This is a genomic window from Photorhabdus asymbiotica (assembly GCF_003634575.1).
Taxonomy (GTDB): domain Bacteria; phylum Pseudomonadota; class Gammaproteobacteria; order Enterobacterales; family Enterobacteriaceae; genus Photorhabdus; species Photorhabdus asymbiotica.
The window spans coordinates 202,447-227,353 of sequence record NZ_RBLJ01000002.1 but is presented as its reverse complement, the minus strand read 5'-3'; the positions used below and the strand labels follow the sequence as shown (position 1 = coordinate 227,353).

Below are 24,907 nucleotides of genomic sequence, written 5' to 3'. Positions count from 1 at the left end.
AGCAGAAATCGGACACTGAGCAATCAGCAGTCACCCACTAACGGGAATCCCCTCCTGAGTCACGAAGTGCGAAGGGGGGGAGGATGTCAAATTAGGAAAGATTTATGGTTGGTGTTCATTAAGAAGTTCAGCTAAGTGTGGTGATTCAATTGATTCCTTTAAAAGAGAAGTCCAGTCATCTGGTGGGCGTCCAGCGTTAAGCATTTCACCAAATACTTTGTAAGCATCACGTTGATCACCATATGCCCTTTTTGTTCTGTCATCATTTACCCAGCCAAAGATAATAATTTTACTCTCGGTGTGAAAACGGAAGAAAAGGCGATATTGTTGGAAAAATTTTGCTCTGAACCAGTGTTTTCTTTTTCCGCCTAATGTGTAACCCAAACGAAAGGTTATATTAGCGGGGTCACTGGGAATAATTTCAGTAACAAGTTTTATGATTGCAGCTAAGCGTTTCGTATCATTTTTTTTCAGATAGTCATTTGGATATTTCTGCTGAAGTTGTTCGACCTTGTCTATTATTTGTTTCAGTTGTTCTATAAAGCACGGATGGGCAAAAAGAACCCATCCGTTTATTACACATACTCGATCGTACATAGTCCTTTACTCATCGTCGGCAGATAGTGGATTATTTAGATCTATGTCTGTCCCAGCAGTAAGTGACTTTGCTCGGTTAATGAGTTGTTCACTTAATTGTTGTATTTGTTCAGGATGTTTTTTAATGTCTTTTTCCAGAAAGTTCAGAAATGATTCTATTACAGGATCTTTTTCTTCTTCGCTGCTTTTACGACTGATAAGTACATCACCAGAAGATAAAATCTTATATTTGATACTATCATGTCCAGGTCTTAGTTTAAGAGCTTTACGGACTGGCGTTGGAATAGTTGTTTGGCTGCGACGGGTAAGTTTGGATTCTGCTCCAACATCGAACTCAACACTTGATGATTCGTGCATATTTCGACCTTATTTGTTTGTTTAATAATCTTTCGACAAAGTGTAATGCAAATGCATTGTAATAACAATTTATTTGTCTCTAGGTGTTGAAGTTTTCAGTTTGTTATATTTTATATTAAGTAACTATAAGATTAATCAACAGAAATTCGATTAAACCCCTCGGCTAAATCATCAATCAAATCCTGAACATTCTCCAACCCGATATGCAGGCGGAACAGGGTGCCTGTTTTTTGTGGGATAGGATATTGGCGCATCATTTTTATCTCTTCTGGTTGATAACCCAGAATCAGAGATTCAAAACCGCCCCAAGAGAATGCCATTTTAAAATGGTGAAAATTATCCAGATAATCGGTGAACTGTTGAGATGTTAATCTCTCTTTTAACCGGAAGGAAAACAGGCCATTACAGCCACTAAAATCACGGATAAAATTATCGTGACCGGGGCAGGAGGGGAGAACTGGATGATAGACTTCTGCAACTTCGGTTCTTTGTTGCAGCCAGCGAGCTATTTCGATACTGTTTTTTTCATGTTGTTTTAGGCGAATCGCTAAAGTACGCAATCCGCGACTTGCCATATAAACCGTATCGGCATCGGCCATTTGTCCCATTAAATAGGAATTTTCCCGTAGTTGTGCCCAACAACGTTCGTTAGCTACGGCAATACCCAACATAGCGTCGGAATGACCAATAATATATTTGGTGCCGGATTGAATAGAAATATCGATGCCAAACTCTAATGCTTTAAACAATACACCCGCAGCCCAGGTGTTATCTATCATGATGACAATATCTGGATTGACTCGCCGTACAGCACGGACGATAGCCGGAACATCTTGTACTTCCATGGTGATGGAGCCAGGGGATTCAAGAAACACCACTTTGGTATTGGGCTTAATGAGTTTAGCTATCTCCTCACCAATCATAGGATCGAAATAATCGGCAGTAATATTCATTCGTGACAATATCTTGTCACAAAAGGCTTGTGTTGGATCGTAAGTCGAACCGGTTAACAGAATATGATCACCGGTTGCCGCAAAAGAGAGAATGGCATTACTGATTGCGGCGACACCAGAAGGATAAAGCATACAACCGGCGCCACCTTCCAGTTCAGTCATCGCTTTCTGAAAGGAGAAATGAGTTTGTGTACCACGACGGCCATAAAATAGCTCTCCATTGGCACAATTCTTTGTCGCCTGCTTTTTAGATTCCACAGAATCGAAAATTACAGATGATGTTCTCTGAATGATTGGGTTTACTGCGCCTTGGGTAAATTTATGGCTTCTGCCGGCACTGACTAATGAAGTTTCCAATTTTTTTTCTGTCATGATCCATTGTCACCTTATTTCGATTTTTGAAATGGTGTGAAAAACATGGTTAACACGTTAAAAGATTTAGTCCTTTTTGTACAAAGGGATTAGAGCAACTTGACGAAAATTCAATCTGGTAACCTGTGAGTAGGGTTTCTTTGACTTTATTTTGTGAAGGGGTAACACTTTTTTATTAAACAATAATGATAATTACTATCAAACCACTTAATGTCTGATATTATCAGCTGGCATTTTTACTCATCTGGTGAAGATGAGTGAAGACTCCGGGTAAATTAAGGTTAGCGAGATGACGAAAGGCAATTTACAGCTAAATAAAAAGGTTTATACCCAATGGATTTCAAGATGCATCGCGACGGCCAGGGAGCGAATCCCCGGGAGCATAGATAACTCTGTGACTGGGGTGAGTGAGTGCAGCCAACAAAGAGGCAACTTGAAAGATAACGGGTATATAAAGAAAGGGAGCCAAGGCCAACTGATGCGTAATTTGACTGCTTCAATAATATTAGCGTTCGGACTGACAGGTTCAGCACTAGCTGATACAGCACCAGCATCCGCAACAGACAATAATCCCACGGCAAAAACCGCACAGGTTGCAGCGCCTGCTCCGACAGCTATCCCCGCAACTTCTGATACGACGGCACCACAAGCAAATCAGGTCGTTCCACAAACTGTATCTGCTACAGAGTCTACCCAAGTTACTCCAGTCGCAACTGATGCTGGTTTATCAAACGATCCAAAGGATGGCGCTAATCTCTCCAGTGGCTTTGCTACCGATCTGTCTATTTGGGGCATGTATCAGAACGCGGATGTCGTTGTGAAAACCGTTATGATTGGTTTGGTAATTGCTTCTGTTATTACCTGGGCTTTATTCTTCTCAAAAGGTGCTGAATTGTTGGCTGCTGGTCGTCGTTTACGTAAAGAACAACTGGCATTGGCAGAAGTTAAGAGCCTTGATCAAGCTGCTGAAATGGCAGAAGGTTTTAGCAAACTCAGTATCAGTCGTATGTTGTTGAGCGAAGTTCAGGCAGAACGCCAGCTATCTTCTGAGAGTCTTGATCTGAATAGTACTAAAGAACGCGCTTCTTTCCGTTTGGAACGTTCAGTTGCGGCTATCAGCCGTCATATGGGGCGTGGTAATGGCTATCTGGCAACAATTGGGGCAATTTCTCCTTTCGTTGGCCTGTTTGGTACGGTGTGGGGCATCATGAACAGCTTTATCGGTATTGCTCACTCTCAAACAACTAACCTTGCAGTTGTTGCTCCGGGTATTGCCGAAGCGCTATTGGCGACCGCACTTGGTTTAGTGGCGGCAATTCCTGCTGTTGTGATCTATAACATCTTCGCTCGTATGATAGCGTCTTACCGCGGTCAGGTTGGTGATGTGGCGGCACAGTCATTATTACTACTTGGCCGTGATCTGGATTTGGCAAATAGCAAGACAAGGTGATTTTATGGCAATACGTCTTAATGAAGATTTAGACGATAGTGGCGAATTGCACGAAATCAACGTCACACCGTTTATTGACGTGATGTTGGTGCTGTTGATTATCTTCATGGTGGCAGCACCACTGGCAACCGTTGATATTAAAGTGGATTTACCTGCTTCGTCGGCAAAACCGCAGCCACGTCCAGAAAAGCCGGTATTCTTGACGGTTAAGGCCGATCGCCAGCTTTATGTCGGTGATCAACAGGTAGATCATGATACTTTGGCGGCGGTATTGGATCAGACAACTCAATCTAATAAAGAGACAACCATTTTCTTTCAGGCTGATAAAACTGTGGATTATGAAACACTGATGAGTGTGATGGATTCTCTGCGTAAATCGGGTTATTTGAAAGTGGGATTGGTGGGGATGGAAGCGGTTTCATCGGGTTGATTTTTCCACTAAGCAACCGCGCTGGAAAGCGCGGTTGAGATAAAACGAATTAGTGTTACCTGACAGAGTGAATCAGCTGATGGTCGTCAGATGTGCTGTAACGCCCTGTCCCTCTATACATTTAACAGTCGTGCTCATATCCCAATGATATTCGGGGAACATCAGAGCCGCATTCTGGACTCTGGTCAGCCAAAATGCGCCTGATGCTGGGAGTTAGGAACTGACTCTACAATAAGGCTCGTCGCCGTAGTCTCGGGTTATTTACCAGTTTCTTCCTTATAATATTTAGGTAAGGTATCTGGTAATCTTTATCAATATATACCCTTCATCCTTCAAGTTGCTGCTTTGTTGGCTGCTTTCACTCACCCCAGTCACATAGTTATCTATGCTCCTGGGGATTCGTTCACTTGCCGCCGCGCTGCAACTCGAAATCTATTGGGTATAAGAATCTTGTACGTTTATCTCATCAGGCTATTTTATTTGTTGTTCTTTATATTAAAAAAGTGAACTTGATCACAATACTTATTATCTGTCTATCTACCAGCAAGATAATAGTGAATGATGGGAAGCTTAAATGTTAAAACATCTAATAGAAATTGCCTCTCTGAATATCAGAAAGGTTTCCGATATTTTGGAGGCAATTTAATCAAGCAGTCTTTTTATAAAATTATGGTCTGGCCATAATGCCAGCACCAATTACATTACCACTTTGTTGTGAAAAGTGGTTGTATTTTTCGTTTTCTTCTTTAGTTTGATGCACGGCTGCTTTACTGGAGACTTGAATCAAATCTATAATTAATTCGTGATATTGCTTTTGAAAATCTTTTTGCACATTGGCATCTTTAGACTGTACAAATTGCTGTAATAAAGCCACTATCTTTTGGGCTTTGGCTTGAAGATCTGGATTCTCGAAGTCAGCACTTGGCACACTGTTACCAAAATAATCTGTTATGGAGTCACTGTTTGCAGCAACATTGATAGTAGCTTGGGGATTAATTGGCTCGCCGGCTTCATTATGATAAAAGGTTAAAAATTCTTTTTTATTAAAGCACTTAGTTTCAATTGAACCAACGGATTTTTTGTCCCAAGATTTAATTTCATCTGGGAATGGCGTACCAATTGGGTAAGTGCAGCGAAAGAAATTATTATCAATAAATACTGCATTGGTACTGTGGATGGGACCTTCGTATACTTCGCCATTGATGACAACTTGATTGATGGGAGGAGAAAAGTGATTCGCACTATTCTCATTTGTTGCATAAACCATACTGTAGGTGTAGTACATATCTTTGTTTGGATTAATAATACCGCCTTTATTATTCGGATACACCATAAATGGAGTTTGTTGCCCGTCGGCAGTTTCCATAACATGTTCGCCTACTTTTAAATCAACTATCCCAATTTCATCTTCTTTTAAATTAAAGGATTGGTCATCAATTTTAAATTGTAGTGGCGTGTTACCTGAATTACTAAAGTAGAACTTACCGGCTTCATCATCAAGATCTTTAATTAAATCACAAGCTGTTAGCGCGAAGAAAAAAGGGATCAGTATCGTAGGATAGAGTTTAGAGGTCATAAGACAATTTTTTAACCTATTTGGAATTAAATTAATTAACTGGTTTCAATGCCAGATAAAGATAACACGTTAATAGTAAATGTGTAATGTGTTTTTGTATATTACACAAACGGCTTAATTGTTTTTTGCATACAAGTTAAGCTAGGCAGGCTGTTTAAAATTTCTTCAATCAGTATGGTATGCGTTTTAACATGATAATTGGTTGAATTAGGATGTGTGAATTACAGAATTGCCGGAGATACTTTTTCATATATAGTCAATAAGTAGAAAAGTTTTGGTCGAATTTATGTGATTAATGAATGTAGCACCAATATAATAATGTCACTTTCTACCAATTTATAAATATCACTTTTTACGGCATAAAAGAATATACCCAATAGATTTCGAGTTGCTGCTTTGTTGGCTGCTTTCACTCACCCCAGTCACATCGTTATCTATGCTCCTGGGGATTCGTTCACTTGCCGTCGCGCTTCAACTCGAAATCTTTTGGGTATATATGTTCTTTGATACTGATTTTGTTAAATAAATCACGGGATCGATTATGGGTGGAAACAACTATATCCATGTAATTATTGATTGCTGTAATAAATTAAAATTAATAGATGGTAATTTTAAAACATAGTTAAAAGTGATATTTAATTATTATCTGATTATTTGATTCATTTATTGTTGTTGAGTTTCTATAGAAATATATTTATTCTTCTATATTGTTTTTGATTTATAGCAATATCATTCATTAATGAATATAGAGGTTTATTATGACTAAGATTTTTTCATTTAATAAAAATCACCGAGATTTATCAGCAGGGCATCGCTCATTGCTTAAAGAGGTTAATGGTTTGAATGGTGTTCCTAAATCTTTGATGCCGGGTTTCCCTGATTTAGATGATCAATTTAATCAGATGGGAATTACACATATCCGGCTTCATGATGGTTTTGGTATTGGTGATATGGATAATTATGTCCATGCGGATCGGGTCAATGATAACAATCAAATTATTGTTAATGTTCCAGCAGAAAATAAACCAGCGGCTAAAAAATTATTCGCTGATATTTCAAATGTTAGAACCATATTTCCCTATGCAGCTGTCGGGATGAGAAATAATGATATTAGTCTTGCATTAAAAGAGGCTAATTATAAAATGACGGATGCTTATCTGCGTGACATTATGAATAATAACGCTGAACTGAACCCAGATAATATTCAGCGACAGATAATGTTTCGTATTGGGCGTTCCGTTGATGGTGGTTATGAAATACCAGAAGATTTTGATATTTATGCAATATTAGTTAGCACGTTGGTGAATCGCTACGCTTTAAATTATGCCAGAATTGGGCTGCCAAGAAAAATAACCTACTGGCAGGTTTGGAATGAACCTGACATAAGTTTTTTCTGGAATAATGATGATCCTAAAAAGTATTATGAATTATATGAAAAAATTGCAAGAATAATTAAAGCTGTTGATCCTTCGGTTAAAGTAGGTGGTGCCGGCATTACGTTTGTTTATAAATCAAAAGAAGATTATTTTGAAGGATTTTTACGATATTGTAGAGATAATAATGTACCGTTAGATTTCTATGCCTGGCATGGATATGTTGAAACTGGAGACCCACAAAACATTATTGATGTGGGGAATACAGTTCAAAAGGGCTTGGATACTTATGGTTTTACCAATGCAGAGAGTTTTTGTACTGAATGGAATTCCTGCCCTATTGCGACAAAAAATACGTATACAAAAATACAGAGCATTAAAAATGCGGCATATATTGCTTCCACATTTATTTATATGCAATATATAAAAGCCGACAGAGCTTATTATTATCGGGGAGATGGTTCATCTTTTGGTTTATTTAATAATCAGCCTAATCCTAAAAAACCAAGTGTTAAAAATTTTTGTACTTATTCGGCTCAATCCTTTTACCTGTTTGCCAGAATGTTCGAAACACCTTATATCTTAAGTGGCAATAGGGATTTCTCAACAGGATTAACGGTTTTGGCAACTGAGAATACTGAAGGCAATAAGATTAATATCTTAGCCGCAAATTATAAAGTTGATCAGGATTTTGCCGATGGTAATGTGGCTCCTGATTATTTATATCAACAATACTATCTGGATACTGTGCGATTACTGGATCAATTAACGGATAATTGGAGTAAGGATAAATGGTTTGGTGGCGTTGATCCGACAACAATCCATGTTGATAATGCGGTAGTGCAACATGAGCCGGCTAAGCCATTTCCGATTAATCAGTTGAAAGGTAAAAGTCGTGATTATACTGATAGCGACCATGGCATTACTGTAGTCATTAATCATATCAATTATAAAAAACTTAACGTTAAAGCTTATCGTATTCAAGAAGGTGGATCGCTGGAACAAATGACACCACCAGAAGTCACTAACCAAATTGATATATCTATCGCTGATAATAAATTAACATTAGTAGATAAAGGAGCAACTCCTTCAACGGTGACATTGTATTCATTAGAGTTAAGTAATAATTAATTTTATACCTGTTATCTTTCAAGTTGCCTCTTTGTTGGCTGCACTCACTCACCCCGGTCACATAGTTATCTATGCTCCCGGGGATTCGCTCCTTTGCCGTCGCGATGCATCTTGAAATCTATTGGGTATATATACCCTTCATCTTTCAAGCCGCTGCTTTGTTGGCTGCTTTACGCACCCCAGTCACATAGTTAGCTATGCTCCTGGGGATGCGTTCACTTGCCGCCGCGCTGCAACTCGAAATCTATTGGGTATATGAGATAAAAACATTATAGTAAATTGTTTTTCTTATTTTTTGATAAATAATTTGTTGTAATAATATTGACTGTGGCGTGATGAGATATTTATTATTTTTTTAAATTCAATCCTTTTTCTGTCAAACGATATCGTTGTAATGGGCTGCTAGGTTTTTCTGGATGGCTCATTTCAATGAATCCGGCTTTGAGTGCGGGTTGTAAATAGCGCTGACGGAATGAGTTACGGTCTTTTAATCCAAGTGCTAATTGAAGTTGCTCACGGTTCATTTCTCCTCTCAATACCATGATTAATTGTTTAACTTGTTGGGTAGCCTGATGGGTAGCCTGATGGGTAGCCTGATGGGTAGATGTCAGAATTGCATCACGAATCATGTGCAGCATAAATTCGATAAATGGCGCACAATCAATTAATTGGCTACTGAGATTAATTGCTCGGTAATAATGAGCTTGATGTTCGTAAATCAGGCTTTCAACGGGAATAAATTCAAATAATGGGTTCCAATGATTTAAAATTAATGTCTGCCACAACCTGCCCATTCTGCCGTTTCCATCTGAAAACGGATGAATGAATTCAAATTCATAATGGAAAATACAGCTGGTAATAAGTGGATGAATATCAGTAGAACTTAGCCAGTGAAAAAGGTCACCCATGAGCTTGGGAACTCGGTTTGCTTGTGGTGCCGTATGGAGGACTTTTTCCCCATCCATTACACCGACGCCACTGTATCGGTAACTGCCAGCATTATCTATTAATCCTTTCATCAGAATAGAGTGGGCTTCCAATAAGTTTTGCTCTGATGTGAAATGCCAGTGATTGAGCTTTTCATAAGCCAAGATAGCATTACGTGCTTCTTGTATTTCACTGATTGGGGCAATGACTCGCTTTCCTTCAATAATTGCTGTGATTTGGCTTGCATCAAGTAAATTACCTTCTATTGCCAGTGAGCCGTGAATTGTTCGTATCCGATTTATTCGTCTTAATCGCAGGGCTGTTATTTGTTCTTGTTCTGTACTTAACCGCCCGATATTCTCACTGATTTCAGCAACTAATTGGATCATTTTAGTTGTAATTGAGAAAGGGGGTTGATAGCCTTTTTTGCCTGGACTCATTGGATGCCTTGATTGGATTGATAGGGTTACCGTAAATCGTTTTAACGTTATTATTGGTTCTAAAATAGGTAGATATTATCGCCAGTAAAGGGTAATGAGCAATAGACTGGCGATGATCGTATGAGTTGTCTGATTATTTTCCTGCTAGCACACTGTACATTAGCGGTATACGGGGCATGCCTTCCGGTTGCGCTAGTTTGCCGCCACCAATGTGACGCATGCCTGCAAGGCCACTCCATCCGTTGGAATAAGGGTATTCATTGAATTGCTCAATGCGTAATTCTGCTTGTATCAGTGCATTTAGGACTTCGTGAATTCCCCAATAAAACTCATAACTGGGATGAGGATTCTGGAAATCGGTAATGCCTTTTATAATTTCGTTTAGACAGAGTGTTTCAGCACAATCAGCAACATAATCCACGACACCCTCCGCTTCAACGACTGAATTTTCTCCGAAATAGTCGTTACAAGGTTGCCATTGTGCATTAAGGCATAAGGTAACTGGATGAAATTCAACGAGTATAAATTTCCCCTCCGGTGCTAATAATTGTGAGATAAGTTTGGCCCAATTTTTTAGATCAGAAAGCCAGAACAATACACCATAAGAACAGAAAACTCGGTCAAATTGCAGATTTTTTGTAATAGCTTGCTCCATCCAATCGAAAATATCGGCTCGGTGAAATTGTGCTGGAATGTCACTGTCGGCGGACAATTGACGGGCGAAATTAATAGCCTCATCAGAAATATCAACTCCGGTTACATTGGCTTCATATTGAGCCAAACTCAAAGTATCCTGACCGGAATTACATTGTAGATGTAAGATATTGAGACCTTTTATGTCACCTAATAATGATAATTCCTCTGGATAGAGTGTATTACCTCCTTGCTTGAAAAAAGCAGCTTGATCACCTTTATGGCTGTTATGGGCAATAGTGGCAGCATTCCATGATAAACGGTTGGCTTCGTGAAATTTCTTATTCATCTGTTTTTTTACCTTTTATTATTTTTTACCTTTTACTAAATTGAGTAATATTGTTTACTATGATTTTTACGGTTTTATTTTAAATCGTAGAGCTGTATTCTTTAGATGAAAGATCAATGGTAGCTTATAATCTGCTTAGTGCTATCATTCAGATGAGGTATTTTGGTTTATAATTTCTAATCAGATCAAATTAATGAAATTTATGGTTGTTATCGATAACTATATTCCTGGTATAATAGTTCTCATGTGGGAATATTGTGTTTATACCCTTCATCTTTCAAGTTGCTGCTTTCACTTACCTTAGTCATAGAGTTATCTATGCTCTTGGGGATGCGTTCATTTGCCGCCGCGCTGCTACTTGAAATCTATTGGGTATATATTATTATTGGGAGAGAAACGATTTTTTATGGAATTAAAAACATTGATTTTTTCAATTCGGTAAGAGAATAAGAAAGGATAATAATGAAAATAAGATGATGTTATATAAACTATTTTTAATTTAAATGAGTTGTTCTATTGCTGTAAAATTGGCAATTTATGTAAATTTAGTGCTGTTTTTTATGGTTATTCAGTTACTAATTATCTGCCAGTTAAATGCCGCTTTGAAAGACAATTCAAAGCGACAAATAGCATTAAAGATAACGGTTATTTTTCTGCTTCGCCGCCTAGTGCTTCAATGGTGTTTTTAATTAGTGCGCTTAATTCACCTGTCATTAAAATAAAATCAGCATCAAATCGTTGGGCAAAATCTTCCCGGTCAATGTCATCATTTTGTTCTCGCAACGTATCACTGAATTTTATGCGTTTAAAAGCACCATCATCTGACAACATAAACTGAATACGTTCTTCCCAATCAAGAGCCAATTTAGTCACACATTTTCCTGCTTCTATATGGGTGGCAATTTCATCAGAAACCAAATCTTGTTTTTTACAACGGATGACGCCACCTTCTTCCAGAATAGCTTTTAATTCGGCTTCATCCATTAAAGCAAAACCGGTCGGTAAATCGCCGGAACGTACCCATTCTGTCAGCGTCAATTCTATCGGGTTTTTAAATGTTAGGGGAACAACTGGTAAAGAACCGAGGCTTTTCCTCAGCAATGCCAAATTATCTTCAGCCCGTTTAGCACTGGCAGCATCAACAATAATCAGATTATTGGCGATATCGATCCAAATATAAGTTTGGCTGAATCGGCTAAACGCCCGTGGTAACAGAGTGTGCAATATTTCATCTTTCAGAGAATCTTTCTCTGTTTTTTTAAGTTTGCGATGTTGTTCTCCTTCCAGTTTTTCAATTTTTGCCTGTAGTGCTTGCTTGATAACCGGTGAAGGCAACATCTTTTCTTCTTTGCGGGCACAAATCAGGATTTGATTATTCGCAACATGAGTGAAGGCGTCGCTGTACGAACCCATTGGCGGTACCCAGCCTGTTTTCGCCATATCCTGACTACCGCATGGGGTGAATGCTAACGGACTCAATTGTTTTTCCAGTTCATCCGCAGAAAGTGAAATTTCCCGGTTTAAACGGTAAATCATTAAATTTTTGAACCACAACATGAAGTTACCCCATATTTTTGCCCATTTAATCGGGTGAGCATCTCAAACATAAGGCAGCATGATAGCGAATCGCAGAGTTAAGCCCTAGTATCTTGTGTCAATTTATCCTGAATGACTGTCGGCCTTAGTGTAGGTAATGCGGGTGGCTCTCCGTGTAATGGAAATGCGAATACCTTTAATTATAAAAAACAAGCTTACCTTGTTGGTTTAGATAAACGTTTTTCAGTTTCTCAGTACAATAGCCTGCGTTTGTTCGTTGCAACGGAATATGATGATGCGTGCAGTGACAATCCAGCTTATGAGCATAAAAACAGACTATTTTGGCAACAGAAGCGTGTCTGTACTTCTAAGTTGAAAGGAAAGTTATCAAGGCTCTCCTGCATTAATCTAAAAAGAGGTGTGAAATGGTTAAGAGTGTGTCAAAAGTCTCAATGTTAGCCTTATTGGTCGCATTCAATCTAAATGCTGCAACAGTTGATTTGCGGGTAATGGAAACATCTGATGTTCATAGTAACTTGATTGATTTTGATTACTTTAAAGATAAACCCACTGAACAATTTGGTTTGATACGTACAGCGAATTTAATTAAAGCAGCCAAAACAGAAGCTACCAACACCATTCTGGTCGATAACGGTGACCTGATTCAAGGCAGTCCGCTAGCAGATTACATGGCAGCCAAGGGCCTTAAAAAAGGAGAATCTCATCCAGCGCATCAGTTAATGAATACGATGGGTTATACCGTGGGTAACTTTGGTAACCATGAGTTTAATTTTGGCTTGGATTATTTGAAGAAGGTTATTGCCGGTGCGAAATTCCCGTATATCAATGCCAATATCATGGATGCTAAAACTGGTAAGAACTATTTCACGCCTTATATTATCGTTGATACACCGGTTAAAGATCGGGATGGTAAAGTTCACACCATTAAGATCGGTTATATCGGCTTTGTGCCGCCACAGATTTCTATTTGGGATAAGGTTAATCTGGACGGAAAGGTCGTGGTTAACGATATTACTGAAACGGCGAAAAAATTTGTTCCTCAAATGAAAAAAGAGGGCGCAGATTTGATTGTCGCGATTCCTCATTCTGGTTTTTCTAAAGATCCATATAAAGCCATGGCTGAAAACTCTGTCTATTACTTGAGTCAAATCACTGGCATTGACGCGATTATGTTTGGTCATGCGCATGGTGTATTCCCGAGTAAGGAATTTGCAGGCATTAAAGGCGTTGATGTTGCCAACGGTACTATTAACGGTATTCCGTCGGTTATGCCAGGTCAGTGGGGAGATCATTTGGGCGTTGTTGATCTGGTTATTAATAATGATGGCGGGATATGGAAAGTGACGGAGGCAAAAGCGGAAGCACGTCCGATTTACGACAAAATAAATAAAAAGGCATTGGTTGAACGCGATGGTGAATTAGTCAAAATTATCGATAAAGCCCATCAGGGAACTCGGAGTTTTGTTGGCAAATTTATTGGTAAAGCTTCTGCCAATATGTACAGCTATTTGGCTTTGATCCAAAGCGATCCTACTGTGCAGATCGTGAATGATGCCCAGGCAGATTACACTCGGCATTTCATTCAGGGTGATCCTGATTTAGCCGATATGCCTGTTTTGGCAGCATCGGCACCATTCAAAGTCGGTGGTCGTAAGAATGCACCCGCAGATTTTGTTGAAGTTGAAAAAGGCGATCTGACGTTCCGTAATGCAGCGGATTTGTATCTGTACTCAAATACGTTGGCTGTTGTGAAGGCAACCGGTGCAGATGTGATTGAATGGTTGGAATGTTCTGCCGGCATGTATAACCAAATCGATCCAAATTCAACTCAACCCCAGTATTTATTGAATTGGAGCGGTTTCCGTACTTATAACTTCGATACGATTAGTGGTGTGAATTATAAAATTGATATAACTCAGCCAGCTAAATATGACGTGGACTGTCAGGTCATCAATCAAGGGGCTAACCGTATCAAGGATGTGACTTATCAAGGTAAACCAATCGATCCTAAAGCTAATTTCCTGATTGCTACCAATAATTATCGTGCATATGGCGGTAAATTTGCGGGTACAGGCGAAAACAATATTGCATTTGCATCACCAGATGAAAATCGCACTATCCTGGCTTCTTACATTGTCAAAGTGTCTAAAGACAAAGGGATAATAGAGACCAAAGTGGATAATAATTGGTCTATTATGCCGATCAAAACTGACAAGAAACTGGATATCCGTTTCGAAACGTCTCCCGGAGAGAAAGCAGCGAAATTCATCAAAGAGTTTTCCCAATATCCAATGAAATATCTGGAAAATGATGATGTTGGTTTTGCGGTGTATCAAATTGATCTGACTGAAAAAAAATAATTTTAATAACCACCTGCCCTCTATTTGGGCAGGTTTTTGCTTTTTTACCCACAGCAGGGGAATGATTTCCCGTAAGGAATATGATGCGTTTCTTTAACTTATTGTCGGTAGTATTCGTTTTGTTGGTTGTTGGTTGTGCGAAGCAACCAGCAGTGATTGATTCTTTAGAATCACAACTGGAGGGAGAGGTTTCTTGTTTACTGCCAGCTAGTCCACCGACAAATTATGATCACATTGCAAAAAATGACCGTTATGGGCAGAACGCAACAGCAGCTACAGATTACTTCAAACTAGCGATTAATTATTCTCCAGCATTCTGTGACAACAAAAAGAATGAGATCAAGCGCCTGCAAAAGAGTAATAAGATTGCCAAATCACAGCGTGAATATGAAAAATTTGAACTGCAATGTTTCTCAGAAAATAAATTTGCCTGGATACTTCATGGCTTGTGGGCGCAATCCTGTAACGGCAAAACGATGGATCAGTGCCGTGACTGGTCTGATGTTCGTAAGCATCCACGTCTGTGCAAGGGGGATTTGCCACAACTGGATTATCAGGTGATTAAACCTTATTTGTGTACTTCTCCGGGTGCAGATTTACTGCAAGGCGAATGGGAAAAGCATGGAGTTTGCGCGTTTGAAACGCCAGAGCAGTTTTTCAGTAAACAGCAGGAATTATTCAATGGATTGGTATTACCAAATAGTCGTCTATCTAACGAGCAATTAATTCAGTTTCTCCAGGAAAATAATCCGTCATTGAAGGGTAAAACCATTCAGATCAACCGCGATGAATTTTACATTTGCTATAGCAAAGAATTCGAAGTAATTGATTGTCCGAAGCGTGAGTCTAATGCCAAGGTGTAACATCATGGATTATAAATATAAATTGTTTGTTGTTGCAGTTGGTAGTGCTTTATTGGCAGGGTGTGTTACTAAACCCCGTCATGATGAAGTTGGTGTGGTTGATGTTCGTATCCTGGCTGTTAATGACTTCCATGGTGCGTTGAAGGCGCGGGGTCCAAACGGGCCGGGTGGCATTGAACATATGTCCACGCTGATTAAAGAGCTGAAGAAAGAAAAAGCTAACAATATCATGGTTGGTGCCGGTGATATGATTGGTGGAAGCCCGTTATTGTCTTCTTTATTTCATGATGAACCAACGATTGAAACTCTGTCTCTGGTCGGTTTGGAAGCGACAGCTGTTGGTAATCATGAATTTGATAAAGGTAAAGATGAGCTGTTGCGTAAACAGAATGGGGGCTGTCATCTGGTGACTGGCTGTCAGGGACCAAACCCATTTACTGGGGCGAAATTCCAGTATCTGGCAGCAAATGTAACAGTTAACGAAACGGGCAAAACTCTGTTCCCTGAGTATGTCATTAAAAAGTTCGAAGGGGTTCCAGTTGCCTTTATTGGCTTGACTCTGGAAGGTACGCCCGAGATCGTGATGCCAAAAGGAACTGAAGGTCTAAGTTTTGCTAATGAAGTTAAGACCATTAACGTATTAGTCCCTGAGTTACAGAAAAAAGGTGTTAAAGCAATTGGGGTGCTAATTCATGAAGGTGCAGCACAGAAATATGGTGGTGGCAATATTGATGTGAACGCCTGTAATGGTATAACCGGTAAAGTGTTGGACATTGTTAACCAATTGGATAAGGAAGTTGACTTCATCATTACTGGTCACACACATCAGGCATATAACTGTGTGATTAACGGTAAACCAGTCACTTCTGCACAGGCTAATGGTTCGTTAATAACTACTCTGGATTTGAAGCTGGATAAAACAACTAAAGATATTGTTGATTTTAAAGCGAAAAATATTTGGGTCGATAACCTTAAATATGAGAAAGATCCAGAAGTGACTAATATATTGGATGCGTATGAAAAAATAGCTACGCCGTTGGAAACCCGGGTGATTGGTAAATTAGAGCGCAATCTAGATAGGAAAATTAACAGTGCTGGTGAGTTTTCTCTGGGCAAAGTGATTGCAGATGCGCATTTGTATACTGCGACACCAAAAGAGAGCGGTGGTGCCCAAATTGCATTTATGAATAGCGGCGGTATTCGTGCTGACATGATTGCCGGTGATGTAACTTACAATGCTATCTACACTGTTCAGCCGTTCTCCAATGTGCTGTTGACCCAAACTCTGACGGGTGAGCAAATTAAACGCTTGCTGGAACAACAATGGGATCGTTCAAGTCCGCAGGTTTTGGCAGTTTCTAACAGTTTCCAATATCAATGGGATAGTGCTAAACCAACTGGCGATCGTGTTATTGTCAGCTCCATGAAAATCAACGGTAAACCCGTTGAATTAAGTGGAAAATACCGCGTGGTAGCTAACGAATATCTGGCAATGGGGGGAAGTAGTTTCTCTGTATTTAAAGAGGGGACAGATCCTGTATATAGTGTGCCGGATGTTGATGCGGTGGTGAAATATTTCGCTGAGAAATCACCGGTTGCTTATCCTACACAAGCTCGCATCGTTAATGTTGATGTAAGTAAAAAATAATCAATAGCCCTTTTGTCAGGTTATTTTGTTAATGATACCTGCTGAGATAGGCTTTGAATGAAAACGATAATATAGGAGTAATTTGAGCAAACAGGATTTCATTTCTTCCCTGTTTGCTCACCTGAGTACCTTGCTCTTTTTTACTCACTGTCTGGTATAACGAAACTCAGGTGCGAGTTTACTTATCCCAAGTCCGTTAATTTTTTTCACTTTAATCTGTACTGGTATCCGTTCTTTCATGGCTTCGACGTGGCTTATGACGCCAATCGTTTTCCCGGAAGCATTCAGACTATCCAAAGCATCGAGAGCAATATCGAGGGTTTCTGGATCAAGTGTGCCAAAGCCTTCATCCAGAAACAGTGAATTAATACAGGTTTTATTGCTGACCAAATCAGACAACGCTAAAGCTAGTGCGAGGCTGACCAGAAAACTTTCGCCGCCGGAAAGTGTTTTAGTATCACGGATAGCATCGGCTTGCCAGGTATCAATAACTTGCAGTTCAAGTCCGTCACAATTTTTGCGTTGCAAATAGTAGCGTCCGTGGAGTTTTTCCAATCGTTGATTAGCAAGATGAACCAGATGATCCAGAGTTAGACCTTGGGCAAAACGGCGGAATTTAGCGCCATCTGCTGAGCCAATCAGGTTGTTAAGGTAGCTCCAGTCATCATAATTTTGTCGGCAATGATCGATTTCTTCCAACAAAGACTTTTGCTGTTGACGGCGTGTTGCATCATTACTAAGCAGGTTTCTCAATTCCCCTTGTTGTAATGTGTTTTTTTTCAATTCTTCAGTGCTATTTTTCAACTGTTCAATGAGTTGTGGTTTTGTATATTGATCAAGCAACTTGGGCCGATTTTTCATGTGTTGTTGCAAGGTTTCTGCTGCTTTCTGACACAAGGTCTTAGCCTGTACTTGCTGTTGTTCAAGTTGTTCTTTGAGTTGTCGTAACTCCTTGCGTTGTTCTGGCGGTAATAGTGCGGCTTCAAAAATACTCTGATTGGCAAATATGCTTTTCTCTAACACAGAATTGAAGTTTTGTTCTGCCAGTTGTCTTTGGTACTCAGCTTGGCTACGGTTTTTTTCTGTCTCATAAATTGCCCCCGTGAGCTGGTTAATATGAGATTGTGCTTGTTGCAAATGTGACAACGCCTGCTGGTATTCTTCTTCTAATTTCTGAGAATGTTGCTGTAGTGCCTGAGTTATTTTTGCAACGGATTGCTCACCAAATAGTGCTTGGCGCTGTTGTTGTGCCTTTTCGAGTTGCTGTTTTTGTTGCTGCTCTTTTTGATGAAGTATGTTTAAACGGGATGCATATTCTTCTTTCTGTTTATTCAACGATTCAGTCTGATTTTGAACGACAGCTTGCTCTTTTTGGAGCTGTTGCCAGTTTTCCCGGCAGTTTTGATATATCTTCCACTCATGCTTACGTTGTTGTAGCCAGTTTTCAGCATCATTCAGCATGGGCAATAGTAAATCATATTCTTGTAATTCCGAGCGTATTTTTTCGATAACATCAGTTAGCTTGCACTGCTGTTGTTGTATCTCTGGTTGCAGTTCAGATAGATATTTTTTCCGGGCATCATATTGTTGTTTATCCAGTTCAACTCTGCGCTCAATTTCTTTAATGTGTTCTTTATGAACTGTCAGTGTTTTTTCTGTTTTTTGATACTCCTTTTCTGCTAGTTCAAATTCAGTTAATTGAGTTTGGGAAAGCTGATAAGCAGATTGGTTCTGCTGCACAAATGCTTCAAGTGCTGGTTTATCTAACGGTGAAATTTCGATTTGTAATATTTCACAAATTTGTTGCCATTGTTGAGCCAATGAATTTAGTTGTGGTTCAGCATCTGCAATTTCTTGCAAAATATGGTTGTATTGTTGTTGTTGGAATTCTTTTTTATTGACCAGCGATATTTTGGTCGTTTGCAGCTGTTCAGATTGTTGACGTAAATCTTTTAGCCGTTGTTCTGATTTTGGCAATTCAATATGTTGGTAAGCTTGAATAGCAGGATGATGTTCAGAGCCGCAAAGAGGGCAAGGATCTCCTTCCTTAAGTTGTGCACGTTCTTTTTCCAGACTGACAATCTTTTGTTCTAACTGGATACGTTGAGAAAGATCTTCCAGATGTTGCTGTTTTTCTGAAAGTTGTTTATTAACAGCTTCAATTTGAATAGGCAGTTCTTTTAATAATTTTTCCGGTTGTTGTAAGCGAAGATTGTTATTGGCAATAGTTGCTTGTAATTGCAGGATCTGCGGGGACAATACCTCTAATTTGTGTTGTAGAGTCAGTTTTTGCTGATATTCAATGAATTGTTTTTTGAGTTTTTCCTGTGAATATTGCTTTTGTAGATTAAAGAGTTGTTGTTCTGCTTGTTCAAACGCCAGTTTCAGCGGTTGGCTATTTTCAATCTGTTGTTTTAGATCTTTTTGTTGCTTATTCAGACTATCGTTGAATTGTGTGAGTTCAGTCGTGAGTTTATCTGCTTTTTGGGTCCACTGATTAATATGTTGTTGCTGTTCTTGCAACCAGGAGAATTGGTGTTGCCAAAAAGTCATTTTTTCACCGAAATATTGATGATGAGGTTGTTGCTCAAAATAATTTTCCAGTTGTTTTCTTTGGCTGGTTAATGACAGGGAATGTTGGTTTGCCGCGTTGTATTGCTGATTAGCTGTTTCGAATTCTGCTTTTTGTTCATTGATGTGTTGTTGAGTAAGATTAAGATCTTTAATCTGAATATCAATTTGATGATCCAATGGAATCACTTGTTCTGATATCAGTGTTTCTTGTTGTTGCCGATGTTGCTGATGTGCTTCTCTGACAGAGTCTGCATTAGTCACTTTTTGCTGTATCGGGGTGAGAATCTGCTGCTGCTGCTGAAGTTGCTGACGCATATCTTCCAACTGTTTGCTGATTTTCTGGTGTTCAGATTGAGTTCGGTTTTTGTCATCTAATAATGGACGAAGTGCTTCTGCTGGTTCGCTGTTTGCCAGTTTTTGGAGTTGCGGTTCTGCATGGGTGAGTGCTTTTTCTGCCTGTTGCAAAGAGGCATTATTTTCAGTCAAAAATTTCTGAAGCTCTTCTTCACGAGTTAACCATTGCTCTGAATATTGTTGTGTTTTTATCTGCTGATTCAGTTGTAATTCACAATTAGCGAGTTGTTGTTGTTGTTCCAGATATTGTTGATGTTGTTCTTTAGTTAGCAAATCAATGGCAGATGCCTTGACTTGCAAAATCTCTAGCTCTGATTGTGCTTCTTTATGTTGCAGGTAAATTTGCTGGGATAAAACACCGTAAATTTCAGTACCGGTTAATTCTTCCAATAAATCAGCCCGTTCATTCGCTTTAGCATTGAGGAAAGCGGCAAAATCACCTTGGGATAACAACATAGATTTGGTGAAACGGCCATAATCCAAGCCGGTGATTTCTGTGACTTTCTCTTCCTTATCCTGAATTTTATCAGCTAGGATTTTGCCGTTCTCTTTGTATGCGAGTTCGACTTTGGGTGTTTGCAAGTTACCGTCCGGCTGATTACGTGCTCGCCGTTGACTCCAGAAAGCACGATAGGCGACGCCTTTCACTTCAAACTCAACTTCAGCCAGTGATTCTGCTGTGTGGCGGGTCATTAATTCATTTTGTGAGGTAGAAATCGTCATCAGGCGTGGTGTTTTGTGATAAAGCGCAAGACAGATAGCATCCAGTAAGGTGGTTTTACCTGCCCCGGTAGGGCCGGTTATTGCGAATAGACCATTACTGGCAAACGGCTCTGTTGTGAAATCAATTTTCCATTCACCTTGTAATGAATTAATGTTTTTTAGCCGTAGACTCAGTATCTTCATGTCTGTTCCTCCTTGTTTCTATTCTGATATACCCGTCATCTTTCAAGTTGCCTCTTTGTTGGCTGCACTCACTCACCCCGGTCACAGAGTTATCTATGCTCCCGGGGATTCGCTCCCTTGCCGTCGCGATGCATCTTGAAATCCATAGGGTATATACCCGTTATCTTTCAAGTTGCCTCTTTGTTGGCTGCACTCACTCATCCCGGTCACTATGTTACCGGGGATTCACTCCCTTGCCGTCGCGATGCATCTTGAAATCTATTCGGTTATAGATTTCATTCAGTGTTTGTTCGAAAAGAGTGGTCAGACGTTTTTTATGTTCTTCATCGTTAAGTTCTGTTTGCTCAAGCCGCCGGGCAAAAACTTCGTTAATGCTGAGTTCTGTTAGGGTTTCTCTGTTTTCTTTTGTCAGTATATTTTGTCGTTGTATTTTAGCTCGCCGTAACAGAATGACTTCTACCGGAAGTTCTGCAACCATGGATTGAATCCGTTTTTGGATATCATGGAGGTAATCTTGCGTTGCAACTTCAATATCCAGCCAAACAGGTTGCTTACCTTGATAATCATTAAAAGTCTGTAACTGTTGCTCAATTTGTTGCAGGTTGCCTCTGATAAGTTGCATAGGCTGATATTGAGGAACGGGTAAAAGTTTAATGGATTCCAGCTTGCCTTGAGCAAATTCTACTAAACAGAGACTTTTCTCCTGTCCCACTTCATCAAAACTGAGTGGAATGGGGGAGCCGCTATAGCGGATATGTTCAGATTTCGCGACGATTTGTGGCCGGTGAATATGCCCGAGTGCAATATAATCTGCCGGTGGAAAAGCTTGTGCAGGGAAGGCATCAAGTGTACCAATATAAATATCCCGGACTGAATCTGTGACAGAGGCGCCAATAGTGGTCAGATGCCCGGTAGCAATGACAGGTAAGGGTATATTTAGTTGATCACGTAATTCACAGGCTTGCCGGTATAGTCGATTATAGTGTTCTGCAATGGCTTCCTGTAATGCCAACTGTTTTTGTTCGCCTGATTGACCTGCCTGGCTAGTCATAATATCCCTTGGTCGCAGAAAAGGGATTGCACAGAGGATTGCACCAGCATTGCCTTCCTGAGTGTTGAGTATTTTTATCTGTTTTTGTGGATTTTCTTCAGCATTAGCAATAACGGTGGTATTCAGGCAGGAGAGTAGTTCCTTTGATTCGTTCAACGTTGCTACTGAGTCATGATTACCGCCAAGGATAATTAACTGACAGCCAGTAGGTTGCAGTTCAACAACAAAGCGATTGTACAATTCACGGGCGTAGCTAGGTGGTGAGCCGGTATCAAACACATCTCCAGCAACAATCAATGCATCGACCTGGTAATTTTTAATCTGTTCAACCAGCCAATGCAGAAAATGTTTATGTTCAGCGGCTCGGCTTTTTGTAAAAAAATATTGGCCAAGATGCCAGTCAGAGGTGTGAATAATGCGCATAATTCCCCGCAATTCGTTAAGGTGAAAGAGGATTATAACGACTGTAATCTGGATATCATTCTTTAATCTGATTTCGTGAATATATCTCCGAGCCGCTTCCCATTTCTTATGAAATATGAAGATGGTTAAATTAATTATTGCGAAACAGATTGCAGGTGAGGGATAACGGAGGCAGGATTTCATAAATCTGTCATAAAACTGACGCATAATACTTTTTAAATTAAGTAGCGCTTATCTCAAGAAATTAACAGGATTGACCATGACAAGACGTATTCTGGTAGTTGAAGATGAAACTCCAATCCGTGAGATGGTTTGTTTTGTATTGGAAAAAAATGGATATCAGCCAGTGGAAGCGGAGGATTATGATTCCGCGCTGGCATGTTTATCTGAACCCTACCCTGATTTGGTGTTACTGGATTGGATGATCCCTGGTGGTTCTGGTTTGCAGATAATAAAGCAAATGAAACGAGATAATAATGTCCGAGATATTCCGGTGATGATGTTGACGGCCCGTGGTGAAGAGGAAGATCGAGTTCGTGGTCTGGAAATTGGGGCAGACGACTATATAACCAAGCCTTTCTCTCCTAAAGAGCTGGTTGCCAGAGTTAAGGCGGTATTGCGGCGTATTTCACCCATGATGATAGAAAATCTCATTGAAATGGATGGCCTGATTTTGGATATAACTTCTCATCGAGTGACTAGCCAAGATCAAGTACTGGATATGGGGCCGACTGAATTTAAGTTACTTCACTTCTTTATGACTCATCCGGAGCGGGTCTACAGTCGTGAACAGTTGCTCAATTATGTTTGGGGGGCAAATGTTTATGTTGAAGATAGAACTGTCGATGTGCATATTCGTCGTTTACGTAAAGTATTAGAAGTCGGCGGTCATGATAAAATGGTGCAGACCGTTCGTGGTACTGGTTATCGTTTTTCTACCCGTTACTGAATCCGCGCACCGGAGAAACTGACGTGTTAGAACGTTTATCTTGGAAGAAACTGATTTCAGAACTGTTTCTTTTCTGTTTACCTGCCTTAATTTTATCGATGTTTATTGGGCACTTAGCTTGGTGTTTGTTTACTTCGGTACTTTTGGTGCTGATATGGCATGGCTATAACTTACTGAAACTTTCAGATTGGTTATGGTTGGATCGCAGTATGTTGCCACCTTCTGGAAGAGGAGGGTGGGAGCCCATTTTCTATGGTATTTACCAGATGCAGCAACGAAATCGGAAACGACGCCGTGAACTGGCTCTTTTAATCAAACGTTTTCGCAGTGGTGCTGAGTCATTGCCAGATGCCATTGTTATGATGACAACTGAAGGTAATATTTTTTGGTGTAACCGTTTAGCACAACATTTACTTGGTTTCCGTTGGCCTGAAGATAATGGGCAGCATATTTTTAATTTACTCCGCTATCCTGATTTTAACCGATATGTGCTTTCCAGGGATTTTTCACGCCCGTTATCGATCGAATTAAATAATGGCTTTACTGTTGAGTTCCGGGTTATGCCTTACTCTGAGGGGCAATTATTAATGGTTGCCAGAGATGTAACGCAGAAACGAACACTAGAAAATGCTCGCCGTGATTTTTTTGCAAATGTCAGCCATGAAATGCGAACTCCTCTGACTGTATTGCAGGGTTATTTGGAAATGATGCAGGATCAGGATGTGAGTGGTTCGCTGAATAAGAAAATGTTAAATACCATGCAGGAGCAAACCCGGAGGATGGACAGCCTGGTAAGGCAATTATTACAGTTGTCTAAAATCGAAGTCGCGCCTCAGATTGATATGAATGAAATAGTTGATGTGCCTTTGATGCTTAAGGTATTGCGTCAGGAAGCGACGGCGCTTGGTAATGAATGTTATAAAATTAATTTCGATATTAGTGAGGAATTAAAAGTTTTTGGTAATGAAGAACAGCTACGCAGTGCAATGTCGAATCTGGTCTATAACGCTGTTAACCATACCTCAAAAGGGACTCAGATTGATGTCAGTTGGAAAAAGAATTCCCATGGTGCTGAGTTCATAGTGAAGGATAATGGGCAGGGTATCAGTGCTGAACATTTGCCTCGTTTGACTGAACGTTTCTATCGGGTAGATAAGGCTCGTTCCAGACAAACAGGAGGAAGCGGTCTTGGTCTTGCGATTGTTAAACATGCCTTACATCATCATCATTCTCATCTTGAAGTCTCCAGTGAAATAGGGAAAGGGGCAATCTTCAGTTTTACTTTACCGATAGGATTGATTGTATCGACAAAAATAACCGGTAAAAGAGATAAGGATAGTTTGATTAAAAGCAATAATTAATCTTTGCAATTAATTATTAGCTTTACAGGTTAAAAAAAACGCAAATCATATAGTGTGTATTCAGTGATAGCTAACAGCAATCACTGAATTTAAAAAAGAGTGTGGCATATAGTTCTGCATTCTGGTTTATCTATTGCCTTCTGGCACTATAAAAGTTTTACTTGTGGGTAGTTGCTGGCAATTCTGTCTATAATAGTCCTTATAATTCTGCATTTAACAGATACCAGTGCATATTATTTCGATAATAAATCGTTAAATTAGGGTTCAATATTG

General features: G+C 39.7%; 17 protein-coding genes. 8 read left to right on the top strand and 9 right to left on the bottom strand.

Annotated elements, in window-relative coordinates; genetic code table 11:
• Positions 1–102: 102 nt before the first annotated feature.
• From BDD30_RS07700 to metC, 3 genes are all read right to left on the bottom strand, one after another.
• Positions 103–597: a type II toxin-antitoxin system YhaV family toxin gene (locus BDD30_RS07700; protein ID WP_015835635.1), complete on the bottom strand. Its 495-nt coding sequence runs from the start codon at positions 595–597 to the stop codon at positions 103–105.
• A gap of 6 nt (positions 598–603) precedes the next feature.
• The gene (locus BDD30_RS07695; RefSeq protein ID WP_015835634.1) at positions 604–954 is read right to left on the bottom strand and encodes a type II toxin-antitoxin system PrlF family antitoxin; all 351 of its coding nucleotides are present in this window, start codon (positions 952–954) and stop codon (positions 604–606) included.
• Between the two features lie 131 nt (positions 955–1,085).
• Positions 1,086–2,279, bottom strand: coding sequence for a cystathionine beta-lyase (gene metC, locus BDD30_RS07690; RefSeq protein ID WP_015835633.1), 1,194 nt, complete (start codon positions 2,277–2,279; stop codon positions 1,086–1,088).
• A 478-nt stretch (positions 2,280–2,757) separates the two neighbouring features.
• On the opposite strand from metC, the gene exbB reads away from it, so the two are divergent.
• Complete coding sequence (exbB, locus tag BDD30_RS07685; RefSeq protein ID WP_041382976.1) at positions 2,758–3,729, top strand: tonB-system energizer ExbB; 972 nt, start codon at positions 2,758–2,760, stop codon at positions 3,727–3,729.
• Between the two features lie 4 nt (positions 3,730–3,733).
• Entirely contained in the window at positions 3,734–4,159 is a 426-nt protein-coding gene (gene exbD, locus BDD30_RS07680) for a TonB system transport protein ExbD (RefSeq protein ID WP_015835631.1), read from the top strand.
• 667 nt (positions 4,160–4,826) lie between these two features.
• Here exbD and BDD30_RS07670 read toward each other — a convergent pair.
• A complete protein-coding gene (locus tag BDD30_RS07670) occupies positions 4,827–5,735 on the bottom strand; it encodes a hypothetical protein (protein ID WP_015835630.1) in 909 nt (302 codons plus the stop codon).
• A 758-nt stretch (positions 5,736–6,493) separates the two neighbouring features.
• On the opposite strand from BDD30_RS07670, the gene BDD30_RS07665 reads away from it, so the two are divergent.
• On the top strand, positions 6,494–8,239 hold the full coding sequence (locus BDD30_RS07665) for a GH39 family glycosyl hydrolase (protein WP_015835628.1): 1,746 nt from the start codon (positions 6,494–6,496) through the stop codon (positions 8,237–8,239).
• 347 nt (positions 8,240–8,586) lie between these two features.
• Here the strand turns inward: BDD30_RS07665 and BDD30_RS07660 are convergent, their stop codons facing one another.
• From BDD30_RS07660 to rdgC, 3 genes are all read right to left on the bottom strand, one after another.
• Positions 8,587–9,606, bottom strand: a complete 1,020-nt coding sequence (locus BDD30_RS07660) for a Fic family protein (protein ID WP_015835627.1) — start codon at positions 9,604–9,606, stop codon at positions 8,587–8,589.
• Between the two features lie 133 nt (positions 9,607–9,739).
• Complete coding sequence (locus BDD30_RS07655; protein WP_015835626.1) at positions 9,740–10,588, bottom strand: class I SAM-dependent methyltransferase; 849 nt, start codon at positions 10,586–10,588, stop codon at positions 9,740–9,742.
• A 645-nt stretch (positions 10,589–11,233) separates the two neighbouring features.
• A complete protein-coding gene (gene rdgC / locus BDD30_RS07650) occupies positions 11,234–12,145 on the bottom strand; it encodes a recombination-associated protein RdgC (RefSeq protein WP_015835625.1) in 912 nt (303 codons plus the stop codon).
• A 404-nt stretch (positions 12,146–12,549) separates the two neighbouring features.
• Between rdgC and BDD30_RS07645 the strand changes: the two genes are divergently transcribed.
• The 3 genes from BDD30_RS07645 to BDD30_RS07635 all read left to right on the top strand — a co-directional run bounded on the left by BDD30_RS07645 (position 12,550) and on the right by BDD30_RS07635 (position 17,016).
• Entirely contained in the window at positions 12,550–14,505 is a 1,956-nt protein-coding gene (locus BDD30_RS07645) for a bifunctional 2',3'-cyclic-nucleotide 2'-phosphodiesterase/3'-nucleotidase (protein WP_015835624.1), read from the top strand.
• Positions 14,506–14,588: 83 nt separating this feature from the next.
• Positions 14,589–15,368, top strand: coding sequence for a ribonuclease T2 family protein (locus BDD30_RS07640; protein ID WP_015835623.1), 780 nt, complete (start codon positions 14,589–14,591; stop codon positions 15,366–15,368).
• 4 nt (positions 15,369–15,372) lie between these two features.
• The gene (locus tag BDD30_RS07635; protein WP_041382380.1) at positions 15,373–17,016 is read left to right on the top strand and encodes a bifunctional metallophosphatase/5'-nucleotidase; all 1,644 of its coding nucleotides are present in this window, start codon (positions 15,373–15,375) and stop codon (positions 17,014–17,016) included.
• Between the two features lie 144 nt (positions 17,017–17,160).
• Here BDD30_RS07635 and BDD30_RS07630 read toward each other — a convergent pair whose 3' ends face one another.
• Both BDD30_RS07630 and sbcD read right to left on the bottom strand, forming a co-directional pair.
• Positions 17,161–20,850 carry an AAA family ATPase gene (locus tag BDD30_RS07630; RefSeq protein WP_015835621.1) on the bottom strand — a complete coding sequence of 1,230 codons (3,690 nt, stop codon included), beginning with the start codon at positions 20,848–20,850 and terminating at the stop codon, positions 17,161–17,163.
• A gap of 214 nt (positions 20,851–21,064) precedes the next feature.
• Entirely contained in the window at positions 21,065–22,324 is a 1,260-nt protein-coding gene (sbcD, locus tag BDD30_RS07625; RefSeq protein ID WP_049795221.1) for an exonuclease subunit SbcD, read from the bottom strand.
• Between the two features lie 259 nt (positions 22,325–22,583).
• Between sbcD and phoB the strand changes: the two genes are divergently transcribed.
• Entirely contained in the window at positions 22,584–23,273 is a 690-nt protein-coding gene (gene phoB / locus BDD30_RS07620; RefSeq protein ID WP_015835619.1) for a phosphate regulon transcriptional regulator PhoB, read from the top strand.
• Between the two features lie 23 nt (positions 23,274–23,296).
• Positions 23,297–24,634 carry a phosphate regulon sensor histidine kinase PhoR gene (gene phoR / locus BDD30_RS07615; RefSeq protein ID WP_015835618.1) on the top strand — a complete coding sequence of 446 codons (1,338 nt, stop codon included), beginning with the start codon at positions 23,297–23,299 and terminating at the stop codon, positions 24,632–24,634.
• Positions 24,635–24,907 lie beyond the last annotated feature (273 nt).